Annotated in this window: 16 protein-coding genes; all 16 read left to right on the top strand. The window is 31.2% G+C overall.

The features are described from left to right. Nucleotides 1-58: 58 nt before the first annotated feature. Nucleotides 59-457 carry a lysozyme family protein gene (locus BJG89_RS10585; protein ID WP_096810554.1) on the top strand — a complete coding sequence of 133 codons (399 nt, stop codon included), beginning with the start codon at nt 59-61 and terminating at the stop codon, nt 455-457. Between the two features lie 13 nt (nt 458-470). Further along, on the top strand, nt 471-1,307 hold the full coding sequence (locus tag BJG89_RS10580) for a phage tail domain-containing protein (RefSeq protein WP_096810553.1): 837 nt from the start codon (nt 471-473) through the stop codon (nt 1,305-1,307). 9 nt (nt 1,308-1,316) lie between these two features. Then, nucleotides 1,317-2,903, top strand: a complete 1,587-nt coding sequence (locus BJG89_RS10575; RefSeq protein ID WP_096810552.1) for a phage tail protein — start codon at nt 1,317-1,319, stop codon at nt 2,901-2,903. Further along, complete coding sequence (locus BJG89_RS10570) at nt 2,896-3,258, top strand: hypothetical protein (protein WP_096810551.1); 363 nt, start codon at nt 2,896-2,898, stop codon at nt 3,256-3,258. Before BJG89_RS10575 ends, BJG89_RS10570 begins: the two co-directional genes overlap by 8 nt. Then, on the top strand, nt 3,255-4,916 hold the full coding sequence (locus BJG89_RS10565) for a phosphodiester glycosidase family protein (protein ID WP_096810550.1): 1,662 nt from the start codon (nt 3,255-3,257) through the stop codon (nt 4,914-4,916). The genes BJG89_RS10570 and BJG89_RS10565 overlap by 4 nt, the downstream gene beginning before the upstream one ends. Nucleotides 4,917-4,927: 11 nt before the next feature. After that, on the top strand, nt 4,928-6,166 hold the full coding sequence (locus tag BJG89_RS10560) for a BppU family phage baseplate upper protein (RefSeq protein ID WP_096810549.1): 1,239 nt from the start codon (nt 4,928-4,930) through the stop codon (nt 6,164-6,166). A 10-nt stretch (nt 6,167-6,176) separates the two neighbouring features. Continuing rightward, nucleotides 6,177-6,590, top strand: coding sequence for an XkdX family protein (locus BJG89_RS14825; RefSeq protein WP_232514175.1), 414 nt, complete (start codon nt 6,177-6,179; stop codon nt 6,588-6,590). A 39-nt stretch (nt 6,591-6,629) separates the two neighbouring features. Continuing rightward, the gene (locus tag BJG89_RS10550) at nt 6,630-6,938 is read left to right on the top strand and encodes a DUF7365 family protein (protein WP_157772549.1); all 309 of its coding nucleotides are present in this window, start codon (nt 6,630-6,632) and stop codon (nt 6,936-6,938) included. A 52-nt stretch (nt 6,939-6,990) separates the two neighbouring features. Further along, entirely contained in the window at nt 6,991-7,287 is a 297-nt protein-coding gene (locus tag BJG89_RS10545; protein WP_096810548.1) for a holin, read from the top strand. Next, nucleotides 7,287-9,020: a peptidoglycan recognition protein family protein gene (locus BJG89_RS10540; RefSeq protein WP_096810547.1), complete on the top strand. Its 1,734-nt coding sequence runs from the start codon at nt 7,287-7,289 to the stop codon at nt 9,018-9,020. Before BJG89_RS10545 ends, BJG89_RS10540 begins: the two co-directional genes overlap by 1 nt. Before the next feature lie 1,717 nt (nt 9,021-10,737). Next, nucleotides 10,738-11,169 carry a hypothetical protein gene (locus BJG89_RS10535; protein ID WP_047504148.1) on the top strand — a complete coding sequence of 144 codons (432 nt, stop codon included), beginning with the start codon at nt 10,738-10,740 and terminating at the stop codon, nt 11,167-11,169. Continuing rightward, nucleotides 11,163-11,573 carry a hypothetical protein gene (locus BJG89_RS10530; protein ID WP_047504146.1) on the top strand — a complete coding sequence of 137 codons (411 nt, stop codon included), beginning with the start codon at nt 11,163-11,165 and terminating at the stop codon, nt 11,571-11,573. The genes BJG89_RS10535 and BJG89_RS10530 overlap by 7 nt, the downstream gene beginning before the upstream one ends. After that, nucleotides 11,574-12,386, top strand: coding sequence for a hypothetical protein (locus BJG89_RS10525; RefSeq protein ID WP_096810546.1), 813 nt, complete (start codon nt 11,574-11,576; stop codon nt 12,384-12,386). 209 nt (nt 12,387-12,595) lie between these two features. Continuing rightward, the gene (locus tag BJG89_RS10520) at nt 12,596-13,006 is read left to right on the top strand and encodes a YolD-like family protein (RefSeq protein WP_096810545.1); all 411 of its coding nucleotides are present in this window, start codon (nt 12,596-12,598) and stop codon (nt 13,004-13,006) included. A gap of 24 nt (nt 13,007-13,030) precedes the next feature. Then, nucleotides 13,031-13,849, top strand: coding sequence for a hypothetical protein (locus BJG89_RS10515; protein WP_096810544.1), 819 nt, complete (start codon nt 13,031-13,033; stop codon nt 13,847-13,849). A gap of 412 nt (nt 13,850-14,261) precedes the next feature. After that, nucleotides 14,262-15,284, top strand: a complete 1,023-nt coding sequence (locus tag BJG89_RS10510) for a hemolysin family protein (RefSeq protein WP_096810543.1) — start codon at nt 14,262-14,264, stop codon at nt 15,282-15,284. The last annotated feature ends 49 nt before the right edge of the window (nt 15,285-15,333 follow it).

Raw genomic sequence — 15,333 nt, 5'->3', positions numbered from 1 at the left:
CGGACTTGATAACTTAATTGCAGGTATGTGATATGCTAAAGAGACATATGGTGGAAGAATGCTAAAACAAATTGGTGTAGGTGGTCCTTACGCTAATGGTGGTATTGTAACTAAACATCAAATCGCTGAGGTTGGTGAAAAAAATAGAGCAGAAGCTATCATTCCACTTCATAAATCTAAACGTAATCGTGCCGTTGGCTTGATGGAAAAAGCAATGACAGCGATTGGCATGGATAATGGTTCCGCAAATGTCACAGTGAACAACGATAATTCAACGATGGAAAAATTACTAAAACAAGTTGTTCAGTTGAATGACACCAACAATCGTATGCAACAAACAATCATTAAGTTGTTGAGTGGCAATAATAATAACATGAGTAAAAATGAGGTTATGAATATCTTTAGTCAATTGTTAGGTAGTAAAGCTAATTTAGACAATTTCAACCAGGGTTTTTAAATAGGAGGTTTATATGATAGACGGTAGATGGATGAAAATCATAACCCAAGAAGGGAGTTATGATATCAACGATATCTTATTTAATTTTATTTTCTTAGAAGCTAAAGCTTCATATCCAAATGAAAATAATGAAAGTAACACATTTCAAGGTGTGGACGGTGAGCTACCAACAGTAGCCACGTTCGCACCTTTTAATTTAGAAGTAAGTTGCGGTTTTGATGGTATTGATGAAAATGACCGTAATTTAGCAGAATTAAAATTAAGACAACTGTTTTTTAGACGACAACCCTATTACATTATTACGTCAGACAATCCAGGGTTAAAATATCGTGTAAATAACCCAGATGTAAATCCTGATTATTTAGATTTTTCGGCTATTAAGTTTGATATGACCTTTAGTTGTCGAGATGGCTATGCCGAAACGGTCAAAGAAACAGATGAGTACAGTTTATCAAATGGTAATTGGCAATTCGGTGTCGGTTTATTGGCAGATGATGGAATTAAATATAAACACGATACCACAAGCTTTCGAATTTACAACGGTTCTTCAGATACAATCAACCCTTTATTAAGACATAAATTCAAGTTATTGATTAATATTGATGCGCCTAAAGGCTTTAAAATCATTAATCATACAACAGGTAATACATTTCAATATAAAAAAGGGATTAAACAAAACCAACAACTTATATTAAAAGGTGTACACCCAATACTTGATAATCAACGTGTAGGCATTGATACAAATCGACAATGGTTAACGCTTAAAGAAGGCTTTAATGATATTGAAATTACAGGCGAGAATATCGGAGGGGCAACAACCCAATGGATATTCCCGTTTATATTTAAGTAGGTGAGTAGTTTGGATGCATTAGTTTTAAAAAATAAAAAAGGCACGTTTGCGGAAATCATCACAGATTTTGATTTCGGTTCTTTTAAATATGAATATGAAAAGAATAATGAGCGTTCGATTAGTTTCACTTTATATAAAACGTCTAATAACGCAGATATATTTGATCATTTAGTTAATGAAGCTTTTATAGAGTGGCAAGGGCAATTATACGTCATTAAATCAACATCTATAAAATACGATGGCCTTAAACTTACGAATGAAGTTGTAGCTAAACATATTTTTATGGAATTTCAAAAACACTATATTCAAAAAGATATGGATGTCGAAAGTGAAAGTAGTGATGAAGATGAAGACGATAGTACACCGACCATGACTTTAGAACAATATCTTGATTTTGGTTTTAAAGACAATAAATTGGGTTTTGAGTATGAAATTAGATGTCAATTTCAAAAACGTGTACCTGTCGATGATTTAGGCGGTAAAAATGGTGTTGAACATGTATCAGAAGGTGCAGATTTATTTAACTATATTTATTTTGCTGATAATAAAAAATATTATATTTATGATGAAGCAACCTTTTATGAAATGTCCGATATTCCTTTAATCTACTTATACAATTCAAGTGAAGCCACAGTAACAACGACGACCACGGATATATTTAATTATATTCAAGGCTACGGTAAGAAAAAGACTAAAAAAGAAACACAAAATTATAACCCTATTAAACCTAAAGACTTAAATTACTCAGGTAGCTTTATTAAAGAAGGTACTTGGCGTACAGAAAAAGTAGGCGCAAGTTATACGAAAACATTCGATTGTAAACATGGTAATGAAACGCTTGAATGGACATTAAAGAAAATGTCTAAAGGCGGTATGCTTGATGTTTATTTAGATGGTGAAATGGTTGATACTTATGAGTGTTATAGTAAAAACGCAAAAAGTGAAAAAATTGTAATTGCGCAAAATCTAGCAACAGGCAAACACACATTTAAAGCCATATTTAGAGGTGCGAAAAAGGGTATTGATTACAAAAAATCTGAGCCATGTATGTATGTCGGTACTGAGAAATCCACTGTATTAAATTTAACAGCTAAACTTAAAGGTAAAGACGCTTATCATACGTATGCCGATTACACATCACCTAATTATGATGGTGGCGACATTGCAGAAGCACCTACCATATTTGATGATAATATCACAAATAAAGCTGAATTACGTGAAAGGCTTAAAGAAGAACTTAACGATCAACCAACTGTGGAAGTTTCTACTAATTACTTAGGATCTATGGAAGATAAGTATTATTTAGGTAACGATGATATTCACGAAAACAGTAAGATACGTTTTATCCATCAACCACTAGGTTATAACCTTGATTTGAAAGTAGTGAAGTTAACGTATTCACACCCACTGGTAAATGAACCAGTTGAAGTTGATTTCAGTAACTCACCTAAAGACATTATTAAAATACAACAAAATATAAACCGGAATATTAAGAGAATGAATAACCTAGTTAAAGGCGGGTCACTTGGTGGCGCGTCTTTTTCTATGCCTAGATTAGCTTCGGATTCGATAGGAAGTGTGTTAGTAAATGAATGAACCAACTGAAATTAAATATTCATTAGATGAAAGTGGTGAACCATATTTCGCAGCTACTCATATACAAGCAGTACAAGGTTTGAATTTTAATGAAGATGAAGATTTATCCACTGTCATTTTTAATATTCAAAAGGAAGTTAACAGGGTTTCGGAAGAAAATACAAATTTAAGAAATACTGTAGAAGATTCAAAAACGAAGATTTCAGAATTAAACACAAATATCGAAACATCTAAAAATGCTATTGAAACACTGAAAACTAAAGTTGGAAGTTTAGAAATAACTGTTAAAAATTTACAAGATGAAATAGAACAATTAAAAGGCTCAAGCACAAATGAAGGAGGTACTGGTGAATGAAATTAAAAAAAGATTTACCTATACAAATTGGGCAAGCATTTAGAAACATGTTGGTAGAAAATTTTAACAGATTAGAAAATAAAATATACAACAAAGATATTGAAGATAGAAAACACAGAACAGATGAATTTGCTGCTCATAATTCGAAACAAATAAAACATAATAAGACAAATGTAGAAAAGCAATTGAATTACAATAGTGGTCGTACGAGTAATTTAGTAGTGGGTTCAGATGAATATGGTCAAAAAGAAGTTATCGATGCAAGGGTCGATAGAGAAGGTGAAAGCCATGAATTACTATCAGAACGTTTGTTAAGTGATTTCAACGATGTGTATAACACAACTTCATTTGTACCTAATATAGATTTTAAAAAATTACATTATAGAGTCGGAAATACAGATACCGAGTATTATTTGTTGGATGTTCCTAAATTCGATAATCAAGGGAATAAATTAAATTTAAAACACGGTTTTGCTGCTGAACAATTTGGTAATGGAAATAAAGAAACTGCTCGAACATTTAGTGATAGAAATTATGCAAGTGCAGTTTTCAACGGTAGTGTATTTAATACATCTAACTTCAATCTAATTGGTAATCAAATTAAAGACGGTAAGATATATCAAAGTGATAGTTATACCGATAGATCGTATCGTTGGCATTTAGGGTTTAAGGAAGATGGAACGATGAAAATATACCCTAACGGTACAAGTGCTACTACAATGTTGGAAGATGGGATAGTAAACTCTATTACAGCATTTTACCCAATTATTCTTAATAAAGAACACAGACCAGATATTTATCATCAACATGCTGATTCAAAAACATTCCACCCTAGACAAGTTATTGCTCAACGTGAAAATGGCGATTATGTTTTCTTGAGTTCCGAAGGAAGAAATGTAAAACACAGAGGTTTATCTATCGATGACTGTTATGAAATATTAAGTGCTAATTATAACGACATCACGAATGCTTATGTGCTTGATGGTGGAGGTTCTACTTCATCGGTAGTAAATGGAACTATGATTAATAGACCTAACGACAGTTCATTGACGGCTGAACGTAGTGTGCCAGACTTCTTATACGTATCTAAGGAAGTTATTTCAGAAAGTGATAAACATTTATATAGTGTGATGAAACAGGTAGGCTATGTAAGAAAAGAATTGTCTAACCTTGAAAGTGCAGTGCTTTATATGAGAGATATGAACTTAGGTCATATTAGATTATATCAAAATGCACCGTTTGATCAATATGGTATTGAAATTAGAAGGAAAGAAAACGGAGAAGATAAGTATTTAGGTAAATTAACAATGAATGATGAGATTATTAGCTATAAACCATATCCTTTAGAAGTTGGTAATGTGCCGTTATTTCAAGTCGATAAAAACGACGTATGGTTTAATGGTCAACGTCTTGGTAATTCATATCATGTAACTAAAAATATAAATAAAATAACTGAAATTACTTTTAGTGGTTGGTATTACATGGATAAAGATGCGTCAGATAATCCTTATAAATCAGAGGATACAGGTTGTTATATTCTTTATATGACTACAGATAATCACAGTGGAATGGCAATAGCGACGCCTTTAAGTAACCAAAAACAGAAAAGAAGATTAAAGCAAGATGATGCTTGGCAAGACTGGATATCTAATGTTTAGGAGGATAAGATATGAATAACTTAGAAAAAATCGGACGTTTAAAGGCAAATATACTACCTAAAGAATCGACTATAGGTAAAGGTATTCTAGCGTATTATAGTGCAGACAATAATACATCTGTTATAAGGTTACAAATTAATAGAGAAAACGGAAGCTTATTGTTAGGAGAACCCAATGTTTGTCCAATGATAAGTTTATTTTTTGCCGATAAATCGAAATATATTAATCAAGAAATGAATATTGTTGATCCATTCACAGGGACAATTGAATACATTCTAACAGATGAACAATTAGAAAAAACAGGCGATGTAAAAGTTGTTGTAACCATTGAAAGGAAAGGTTCAGAGGATAGGGTTTATGTATGTGATTTTACAATCGCTATATTAGACAGTGGTATTGAAACACTCGAACCTAACGAAGTAGTCATACAAGTTGGAAATGTTGTTCAATTGCGTAAACAACTACAAGAATTAGAAGGTAAAATTAGTTTGGCAGAAGAATCTCTTTTGCAAGTTATCAATAACGGATTATCACAGTTAGATGATAAAAAACAAGAAGTAAATAAGTCGTTTGATGAAACTTTAGAACAAATTGAAACTAAAAGAGCAAATGTTTTAAGTGAATTTAATGGTGCGATTACAGATGTGGACAATGTAGCGAATAACGCAATAGAGATCATCGAAAACAATCAAGCGGTTAAATTAACTGACTATAATGATGATAAAAAAACTATCAATAATGATATTAATGAAAGTTTAAATTTAAGCAAAAGTTATACTGATGAACAATTAGAAAATGCTAACACAGAAATAAGTACATCTATAGAGCAAAAATCGAAAAACGCTGAATCTAACGCTAAAGTATATACGGACAACCTCATATCAAGAGTTGATAGTGATATAGCAAATAATCGTGTTAGTGTGACGCCTTTCACAGATATCACATTTAAGAATGGATTTAGTAATGTGACTGATACAGTGAAGTGGAGTGTTTATAGAACTATTTCACACGGTAATGGTTTGATTGAAATAGAGTTATTTATAAATGTTAAGGGACCATTTGCAGTGGGCAGAAATGTAGTAGGTGTTTTATCAAATAATATCGCTCCAAAAAAAACCTTTAGTGTAGGTGGACGTGGAAGCGACAACGAACCTTTAAGTTTACAAATCGGTGTAACTGGAGAAATTGCAGTATATGTTAAAAATACAACGACTTATGCTGATGGTAAAATTAATTATTATCTAATTTAGGAGGGATATTATGAAAGTAATATACAACTATTATGACGGAACTACTTATTTATTGTTCAACGATGATGAAGAATGGCCAGAGGGTGACTGGACTGAAGTACCTCCTCCAACAGGTATATACGAACCTTATTACTTCGATGGGGAAAAGTGGATTGGAACATCAAAAGAAGAATACGAAAAGAATAATCCACCTGACCCATATAAACCGAGTGATATTGAAATGGATGTTGCGAGTATCATAAAGAAACTTTATTTAACTGATAAAGAAAATAATGCTCCTGACTTTGATACTATAAAACGTTATTATGAAAAAAATTGTTATACAAAAGAAGATGTTATTTTTTACAGTAAAGAAAATTGCATTACACAAGAACAATACAAAGAAATCACTGGAGAAGATTATCCAGTAGAACCACAGGCTTAGGCTTGTGGTTTTTTATTATAGAAAGTGGGAGGTTCAATGTTGAATGAAAGCGAACTAACTTATTGGATTATCTTTACTGTTTTACCACTAACAGTAACTGTAGTGGGGCTGTTTACAAAAGTAGGTAAAGATAAAAAATATAATGAAAATAGAATTACACGTATAGAATCAGAGGTTGAAGATCATAATGCTTCATTAAAAGATATCAAAGAAGAACAAAAACAACAACGTGAAGATACAAAGGTTATCTTAGAAGTTAGTTCAAAGATTGATAGTTTGAATAGTCGTTTTGATAAATTCGAAGACCGATTTTATACACATCAAAATAATCAATTAACTAAAAAGTAAGGTCGTCACAGAGCAGTGACGGCCTTTTTATATTAATTAGGAGGAATTATAAATGGAACAAATTATCGCATTTGCAGGTGTGATTTCAGTAATCACAATAGCATTAGTACAAGTGTTAAAGAAATTGAATATCGTGCCTAAAAACTGGCTACCTGTTGCAGGCATGGTTGTCGGTATAGTCATTGGCGGTGTAACAACTTTCATTCCTGAAATTGTTTCAGAATTGTCTATTGGTGGTCGCTTATTGGCAGGCCTAATCAGTGGCTTAATGGCTACAGGCATTTGGGAAACATTCAAAAACCGTGAGGGCAAAAACGTAAATAAAATCGGAGGCGGAGGCGTTAAGTAATGGCTAGAGAATATATAGGTAAATGGAACGGCGTAGATGTGTATTTCGACTTATTGCCGATTGGAACAAGACGCAGCGGGCAAAAGCTCACTACAGGCACGCCTGCATTTGCAGTGGCACATGACACAGGCAACTTAAACACGACAGCACAAAACAATGTGAATTATTACAGAAATTCCTATAACATTGATTGGGCGCTTGTAGCGAGTGCGCATGTTTTCGTTGATGACAAAGAGGCAATTATTTGCATACCTGTTACAGAGAAAGCATGGCATGTGCTTTATAATGCTGTTACGGATAACAACTGGTACGGCCTAGACTCAAACGATGCCGCATTTGGCGTTGAGGGGTCGTATTTCTCAGATAAAAAACGTTCTAAAAAGTCACTTGATAATTTAGCGCGTATCTTGGCTTATCTTTGCGACTACTGGAAGATAGACCATAAAACAGAAATGCCAGGACATCAAGATATACAAGCAGGTAAAGTAGACCCTGGCAACTTACTCGAGGCTGCAAGTTACAGCCGCAATATCAGCAATCTTGATAAGCTAGTGAACAAATACATCGGCGGTGTACAAGAAGATGACAACATGCCCGATGAGGTCAAAGAGCCGACAAAAGAAAAACCGACAGAGTCACCTCAGTCGCACGTCAAGCTGAAAGAGGCTATCGAGTACATGCACAGCATGAAAGGTCAATATATTGATTTTGACGACGAGTTTGCGTATCAGTGCGTTGACGTTATCACTGATTTTGTACACCATGTCACAAAAGGTGTCAGATTTTGGGGCAACGCAAAAGACCTTATTAACAATGTTATGCCTAAAGGTTGGAAAGTGGTAGAGAACACGAAAAACTATATACCACCTGTAACAGCAATCGCTGTATATACAGAGGGCATATATAGCAAATGGGGGCATACAGGCCTAGTTTGGGATAACAGTGGTGGTACTAAATCATTCACAATATTAGAACAAAACTATGATGGAAATGCTAATTCACCGGCTAAATTAAGAGAAGATAATTATAGTGGCTTAACACACTTTATCGTACCAGACTTTGCAGATGACAGTGTTGATTTAACTACAATTGGAAACGTAAAACCAAAAGCGCCATCAAAAGGCCAGACATTGAAATTAAACAGTGTTCCACCTAAGAAATTAACTTGGTCTAACCAACCATATTTCAAAGCAGTAGCAGACAATGCAGGTGCTACAATTTGTAGACCTAACCACAATAACGTAATGGTACTTACAAATGAAGTGTACGGACAAGGAGATGTATTCTATGTTTATGAAATACGTGACGGTTGGGCTAGAGTTTATTCTCCTTCGAACGATGGCTTTGTTTGGTATGAAAGATTAAGAATAACAGAAGTTTATAAGCCAGGAGGCGGACAAAGTTTAAAAAATAAACCGGATAAACAAACTGTCAATCAAAAAACGAACGCTAAGAAAACAAGTGGTTTGAAGGTAGGAAGTATTCCACCTAGTAAACTTGGTTGGAGTAAGAAATGCAAATTCAGAGGTAAAGTAGATCATTACGGTGCAACTGTAGCGAAACGTAGTGGTAAAAAAGGTAATTATCAATGGTCACTCACTAATGAAACTTACCGTGCAGGTTATGATGACTTTTACATTTTTGAAGTGTTAGACGGTTGGTGTCGAGTATACTCTCATAACAATAATGGTTGGGTATGGCACGAACGATTAAGAATAGTAGAAGTATATTAAAAAATTTGAAACGTCTATTAGCTAAACTAATTTTCATATGTTATATTACAAATAGAGGCAATGAATATTTATTGTGACTCACCAATTCTATTTTTTACGCATTAGGCACTCTTTACGGAGTGTCTTTTTTATGGTATAAATGTCTTGAGCAATATATTACTATTGCTAACCAATACCGATACCATTACTATAAAAAAGAGTAGGCACACTGTCCCGTGCTTACTCTTTAATTTTATGTTAAACTATTAGTAGTGCTATGGTCATAGCACTTTTCAAATTTATATTCCTTTATATCTTCAGGCATCCTTTAGGGGTGCCTTCTTATTTTAACTTGATTAAGTTTATAAAAAATGGTAAGTTAATTGCAGAGAGCTTAGACTCCTTTCTATGTAACTTAAAATAATTAATCGTCGAATGAATAGGTGGACTTTCAAGTTCGCCTATTTTTAATTTTGTAAATTAGTTAAAATAGACAAAATATGTTATATTATGAATGTGCTTTGGTCACAAGCACGCCTTGAAAGTACATTTAAACGCATTATTAAGCGCCCTAAATAGGGTGCTTTTTATTTTATTTGACCAAGTCATTAGAAAGTGATAGTTTATAGGTAGACATATATTCACGTTCCTTTATTTTTATTAAAACATGCGAGTATGAAGAGACAGGCCCCTGTGCTTGTCTTTTTTATTAACTTGCATAATTAAAAATTTATGCTAATATAATAAATACGTTGATATAATACCAACTGTATTTATCGTCTCATTTTAAAAATGAGTTTTCACAACACCCCTTTACGGGGTGTCTTTTTTATATTATTATATAAATGCGCTTTCAATGATTGTATTTCTAGTTCACACTGAGTAGGCACATTGTCCCGTGTCTGCTCTTTTTTTATTTGATTAAACGGAAAAATATGTTAAATTATAAATAGGCTTTAAACCCACGCAATCCACTGTGATTGGCCTTAAAATATATTCAGCGTCTCTTTGCGAGGCGCTTTTTTATTGTATATTATAGGCACGATCATTATTAACCATACAATGGATCAGACGGACTTTCGGGTCTGTCTTTTCTACGTTATAACTATGGTTAATAAGTTGTTACTATGATTTGTTACCACCACGTGATTATATTAAGGGTAGGCACTTATGTGCTTGCCCTATTTTTTTGTGTTATAATTTATATACATGTATAAGCCCTTTCCCAAATAGTTTTTATATCCGCCACCCACACATGTCACTGGGTGGTTATTTTTTTATGTTTGTATGATATAGTTTCGTTAGTTTCTTAGATAGAGAAACTTCCTTATTGTGTATAGGCAGTCGTTAATTCGGCTGTCTTTTTTGTTTATTAACATTTTTAGTGGGTATTTATTTAATAGATACTCCTTAATAGTATTTATATTGATTGTATGATTACTCTGCTAATAGTTGATGCCATCCAGCTTCCTACTGGGTGTTTTTTTATACTATAATTTAATTGTATTCATACTATACAGGGCAGGTATTTATGCGCTTTGTTTCAAAACTCAAAAGTAAATTATATCAAGAAAATATATTGACACAATATGTAGTATTTTTAAGAGTGTTTATAGTGATTGAAGGAGTTTTTTAAATTAAAAACACAATATGTAGTATATTGATGTGTTTGTTTATAAATATATAAGATGTGATATATTATATATTATAATATAGGAAAAGTTATGAGGTGACATTTATGTTAAGTATTAAGGAATTAAAGCAAAAAAATAATAGCCTCGATAAAAGTAGATTAGTAGATGAATTTACACAACAATTAGAAATGGAATGGGAAAGAGCGCTCAAACTATTAGAAAATGAAGAATTTAAGAATCAACTCGAATATAATTTTAGAATTTTATATCTTTATGATGAAATTAAAGAATTAATAAAAGATAAAGGTACTAATGTTAATAATTCTTTTTATCAATTATATATAAAAAGGTTAAAAGCTAATGATTATATCCATGAATCAGCATATAGTAATTTCAAAGATATAATAAATTTATTCTCGGACATTTTAAATAAACTGGATAAAATAGAAGATAATAGTTTAGCTATAAAACATAATTTTAGCGCCGAAAATGAAATCATTAATAAATCAAATATTACGGAGTTTACTTTATGTTAATGAATTATGAATATGAATTCCAACTCTCAGATTTCAATTTAAATAATTTATCATTAAAAAAATATAATGAAGAATTTTTATCATATAACAATCCATATACTATTAAGTCTGAAGAGATTAATTTCAAAGTGTATTTAATAGAAGAAAAAAATAATAATATAACTGTTTTGGCGAAATTCACTATCAGCACTAAAGATTTTAAGTTAAATATTGAATATATTGCTGAATATAATTCAACTATAAATGAAATCGATACTAAACAAGAATACTACTCAAAGTTAGAGCCAGCTGTATTTATAACTATGTATCAATATGCGAAAGAAATGTCTGTTAAAGTTATTAGTGAAGTAGTAGGTAACAAAGTTATATTTCCAATCTACGATAGAAGGAAGATAGGAAAATAAATGACTAATAACATTCAAATTGTGCCTGCAATTGAAAACAGATATATTGATGGGAAATTATATTTTCCTATTGCACAAGCTAAGTATAAGCAATTTATGAAAAACATAGATGGTTTTATTTCAAAGTTAAATACAATACTAAGAATTAATGATGAACTTTATTGTATTTTATATGATGGATTATGTATGAATATAAATCAGGATTTTATGGATTTTAAAAATTTTACAAATAAAAACCTTGTAGAATTATTGGAATTTACTATAGTTGAAATCGTTGAATTATATGCTCAAATAGAAAGAGATATTACAGATGATGAAGAAAAAAACATAGAAGCAACTTTTAAATACTTTGAAAGAGCCTTAATGAATTATAAAAATATACTTGATTATAAAAAAGGATCAGTCAATAAAATGAGAGGTATATTAATGGAAGCTTTAGGAATATCTATTTTTGGTAAAACGAGTGATTTTCAAGAAAATTTATTTGTTTGGGATTTTAATGCTATAGAAAATGGAGAATTGATAAAAGTTCAAGGAAGAGAAACTGCAGACATATATTGGAAAAAAAACGGTAATTCTCATATATGTGAAATTAAATGTAGACCTACTGGAGTGAATGAAACTCAAATTGATTTTATAAAATTCACTAAGAATAGACTAACCGAAGTGGAAGGGCTGACCTTAAATAATATTATTCTTCATGGCGGTACTGCTGAAGATTATAATTTCGAAAGGCTAGAGTATAAAGAAAAATTAGAGGATTTTATAATTTATCCTAAAGAAAATATAAAAGAATTGTTAAAGAGGATATAAATTTATAACTGATTTGTTATAGTTTTTGTTTAGATACTATAACAAATGCATAAAGAACAGTAGAGAAATCAGATCTATTTCTTTTCTACTTAACACTTGTATGCGCAATATCTCTTAAACGTATAACCCTACTTCCACCCTTAGGGGTGGTTATTTTTTTATTTACATATACGAACAAGTGTTCTATTATGTATTCAAGAGGTGATGATATGAAAATTATAAATCCTAACGCACCAGACGAATATAAATATGAAACTGACTATCGTAAAATACCTAGTGAATACTTGAACCCACGTATACCAGAAGGGCGAGGAATCGTTAAGTGGAATGCCTTCAAGACCCTGCCCGAACAATACGAACAACTAGAACAATACATACAAGACCAAAATAAGATTGATAGACCATCATTAAGTGATGACCAATTGAATGATTTAAACGATAAGTTAATATTTAAAATGTACAATGATCCTAAAATTGAATTGCGTTACTTCGAAAATGGATATATTAAAACTAAAGAGGGTTGTATTCACAAAGTAGATGTTCATACACAAACACTACATTTATATGAAGATAGTGGATTAAGTAAGGTTGATTTGTTAGATATTGTGGAGATAAAATAGAGGGTGGTATAATAATATAAGGATGTGATTAAAATAAAACTATTTTTTAAAATATTGATTGCTGGTTTTATAGGAGAGCTTATAGTAATTCTAATTTTAGATATCATTAATATAGGTATTTTAAAAAAATATGAAAGATTAGAAGTTATTATAGGTATCACAGGGTTGATCACTACTTTCTTTGGTGCGTATTTTGGTGCTAAGATTGCAGGCAGTGAATCACGAAAACTTTTTAAACAACAGATTAAAATGAATGATTTACAACAAAATATGGAGATAAATTTAGATGTTTTGAAATATATAGAAGATGTTAATAATAATTTATATTTTATTAATGAGTTAATTAAAGACGATAATTTTTTAGATCCAACGAATTTAAAAAAACTTCTTAAAAATTGTAAAGAAATAAATGACACGTTAGAAAGTTTGAAAAACAAAAATCTAAATAAAGCATCTGCTGTTTTATATTGGGATGTACAAATTTTTCATGAAAAATTCAAAGATGTTTATTATAAAATACAAGGTATAATTGATAATAATGAGACACGTGATTTATTCAAAAATGTAAAAGGAAAAGAAATACCAATGGAATATATAGGTCCATGGAAAGATTTTACAGTGGGAATTGATAATTATATTTATTTTATAATCTGTAATGGTAGAGAAGAAATAAAGAAAAAAATCTCTGTCGATTTAATCATGGAAGAAAATAAAACTTTTTTCAAAGCGAAAAAAGATGAAGTCAAAAGTTTTTTACGTAAAATAAATAATTCATTTAATAATATAGAATATAAAAATAGAAAGGAATTAATTAAAGAGTATACTAAGATATATAAGGATTGATAAACCCACCAATTAAGGTGGGTGTTTTAATTTATTGATACCATTTTTGATACCATTTTATCTCGAAATGTATTTTTTATAAAATTTAAACCATGTAAAACGTTGATTTAAAGGCGTTTTGAATATACTAAAAATATGAAATAACCTAAATTTAATTGAAATGGAAGGTTCTATCGGCTAATTTTAAATAGTTGCTAATGCAATCTATAATCAAATTTAAAAACACGAGTGATGCCATTTTGGTGCCGTATTTTTCGGTATAATCAAATGTACATCACTTCGTGTTTTTTTATATTGATAAGTATATAAAACGTTTTCAAAATTTTAAAATAGCGTTTATTTCATAAAAAATAAGGGAAATAATAAATATCGTTTAAATTTTTACATAATATATAAAGGGAGTTATGCTTATATGATTATAGCCATAATCATACTTTTATTTGCTTCATTTTTCTTTTCGGGAAGTGAAACCGCTTTAACTGCGGCGAATAGAATGAAAATACAAACTGAAGCAGAGAATGGAGATAAAAAATCTGCAAAATTATCAAAGTTACTTACAAAACCTAGTGAATTTATCACTACTATATTAATAGGAAATAACATTGCGAATATTATTCTGCCAACTTTAGTTACTGTTTTAGCCGTGAATATAGGTGTGAATGTCGGAGTTGCTACAGCAATTACGACTGTTGCCATTATCATCATTTCAGAAGTGATACCTAAGTCTATCGCTGCAACTTACCCAGATCGTATGTCTAGACTGGTTTATACCCCAATCTCATTTTTTGTCATAATATTTAAACCAATTACTAAATTATTAAACTGGTTAACTGATATGATCAATAGTCTGCTTTCAAAAGGGCAAGAAGATCAACAACGATTATCTAAAGAAGAAATAAGGCAGATGGTTACAATTGCGGGCAGTGAAGGTGCTTTTAACGAAATGGAACGTAACCGAATTCAAGGTGTCATGGATTTTGAACAATTAAAAATAACAAATATCGATACAACACCGCGTATCAATGTGACTGCATTTTCATCCGATATTTCGTATGAAGAAGCTTATGATACTGTGTTGACTAACCCATATACACGTTATCCTGTTTATGATGGTGATATAGATCATATTATAGGTATTTTTCACTCGAAATATTTGTTAGCATGGAGCAAAGCACAGTCTAATAATATTCTACAATACGCTTCTGAACCTTTATTTGTAAATGAACATAATAGGGCAGAGTGGGTGTTAAGGAAAATGACTGTTTCTCGTAAACATTTAGCCATTGTACTAGATGAATTTGGAGGCACCGATGCCATCGTCTCTCATGAAGATTTAATTGAAGAAATGCTCGGTATGGAGATCGAAGATGAGATGGATGAACAAGAAAAAGAAAAATTAGAAGCACAGATGCAAGCGTACAATAACAAACCATAAATTACAGGAAATAATTAATAAACTTAAAGTGATATTTGAGATGTTGATT

The sequence above is a fragment of the Staphylococcus nepalensis genome, assembly GCF_002442935.1.
In the GTDB taxonomy this organism is placed as follows: Bacteria; Bacillota; Bacilli; order Staphylococcales; family Staphylococcaceae; genus Staphylococcus; species Staphylococcus nepalensis.
This window is presented reverse-complemented; position numbering and strand designations above follow the sequence as displayed.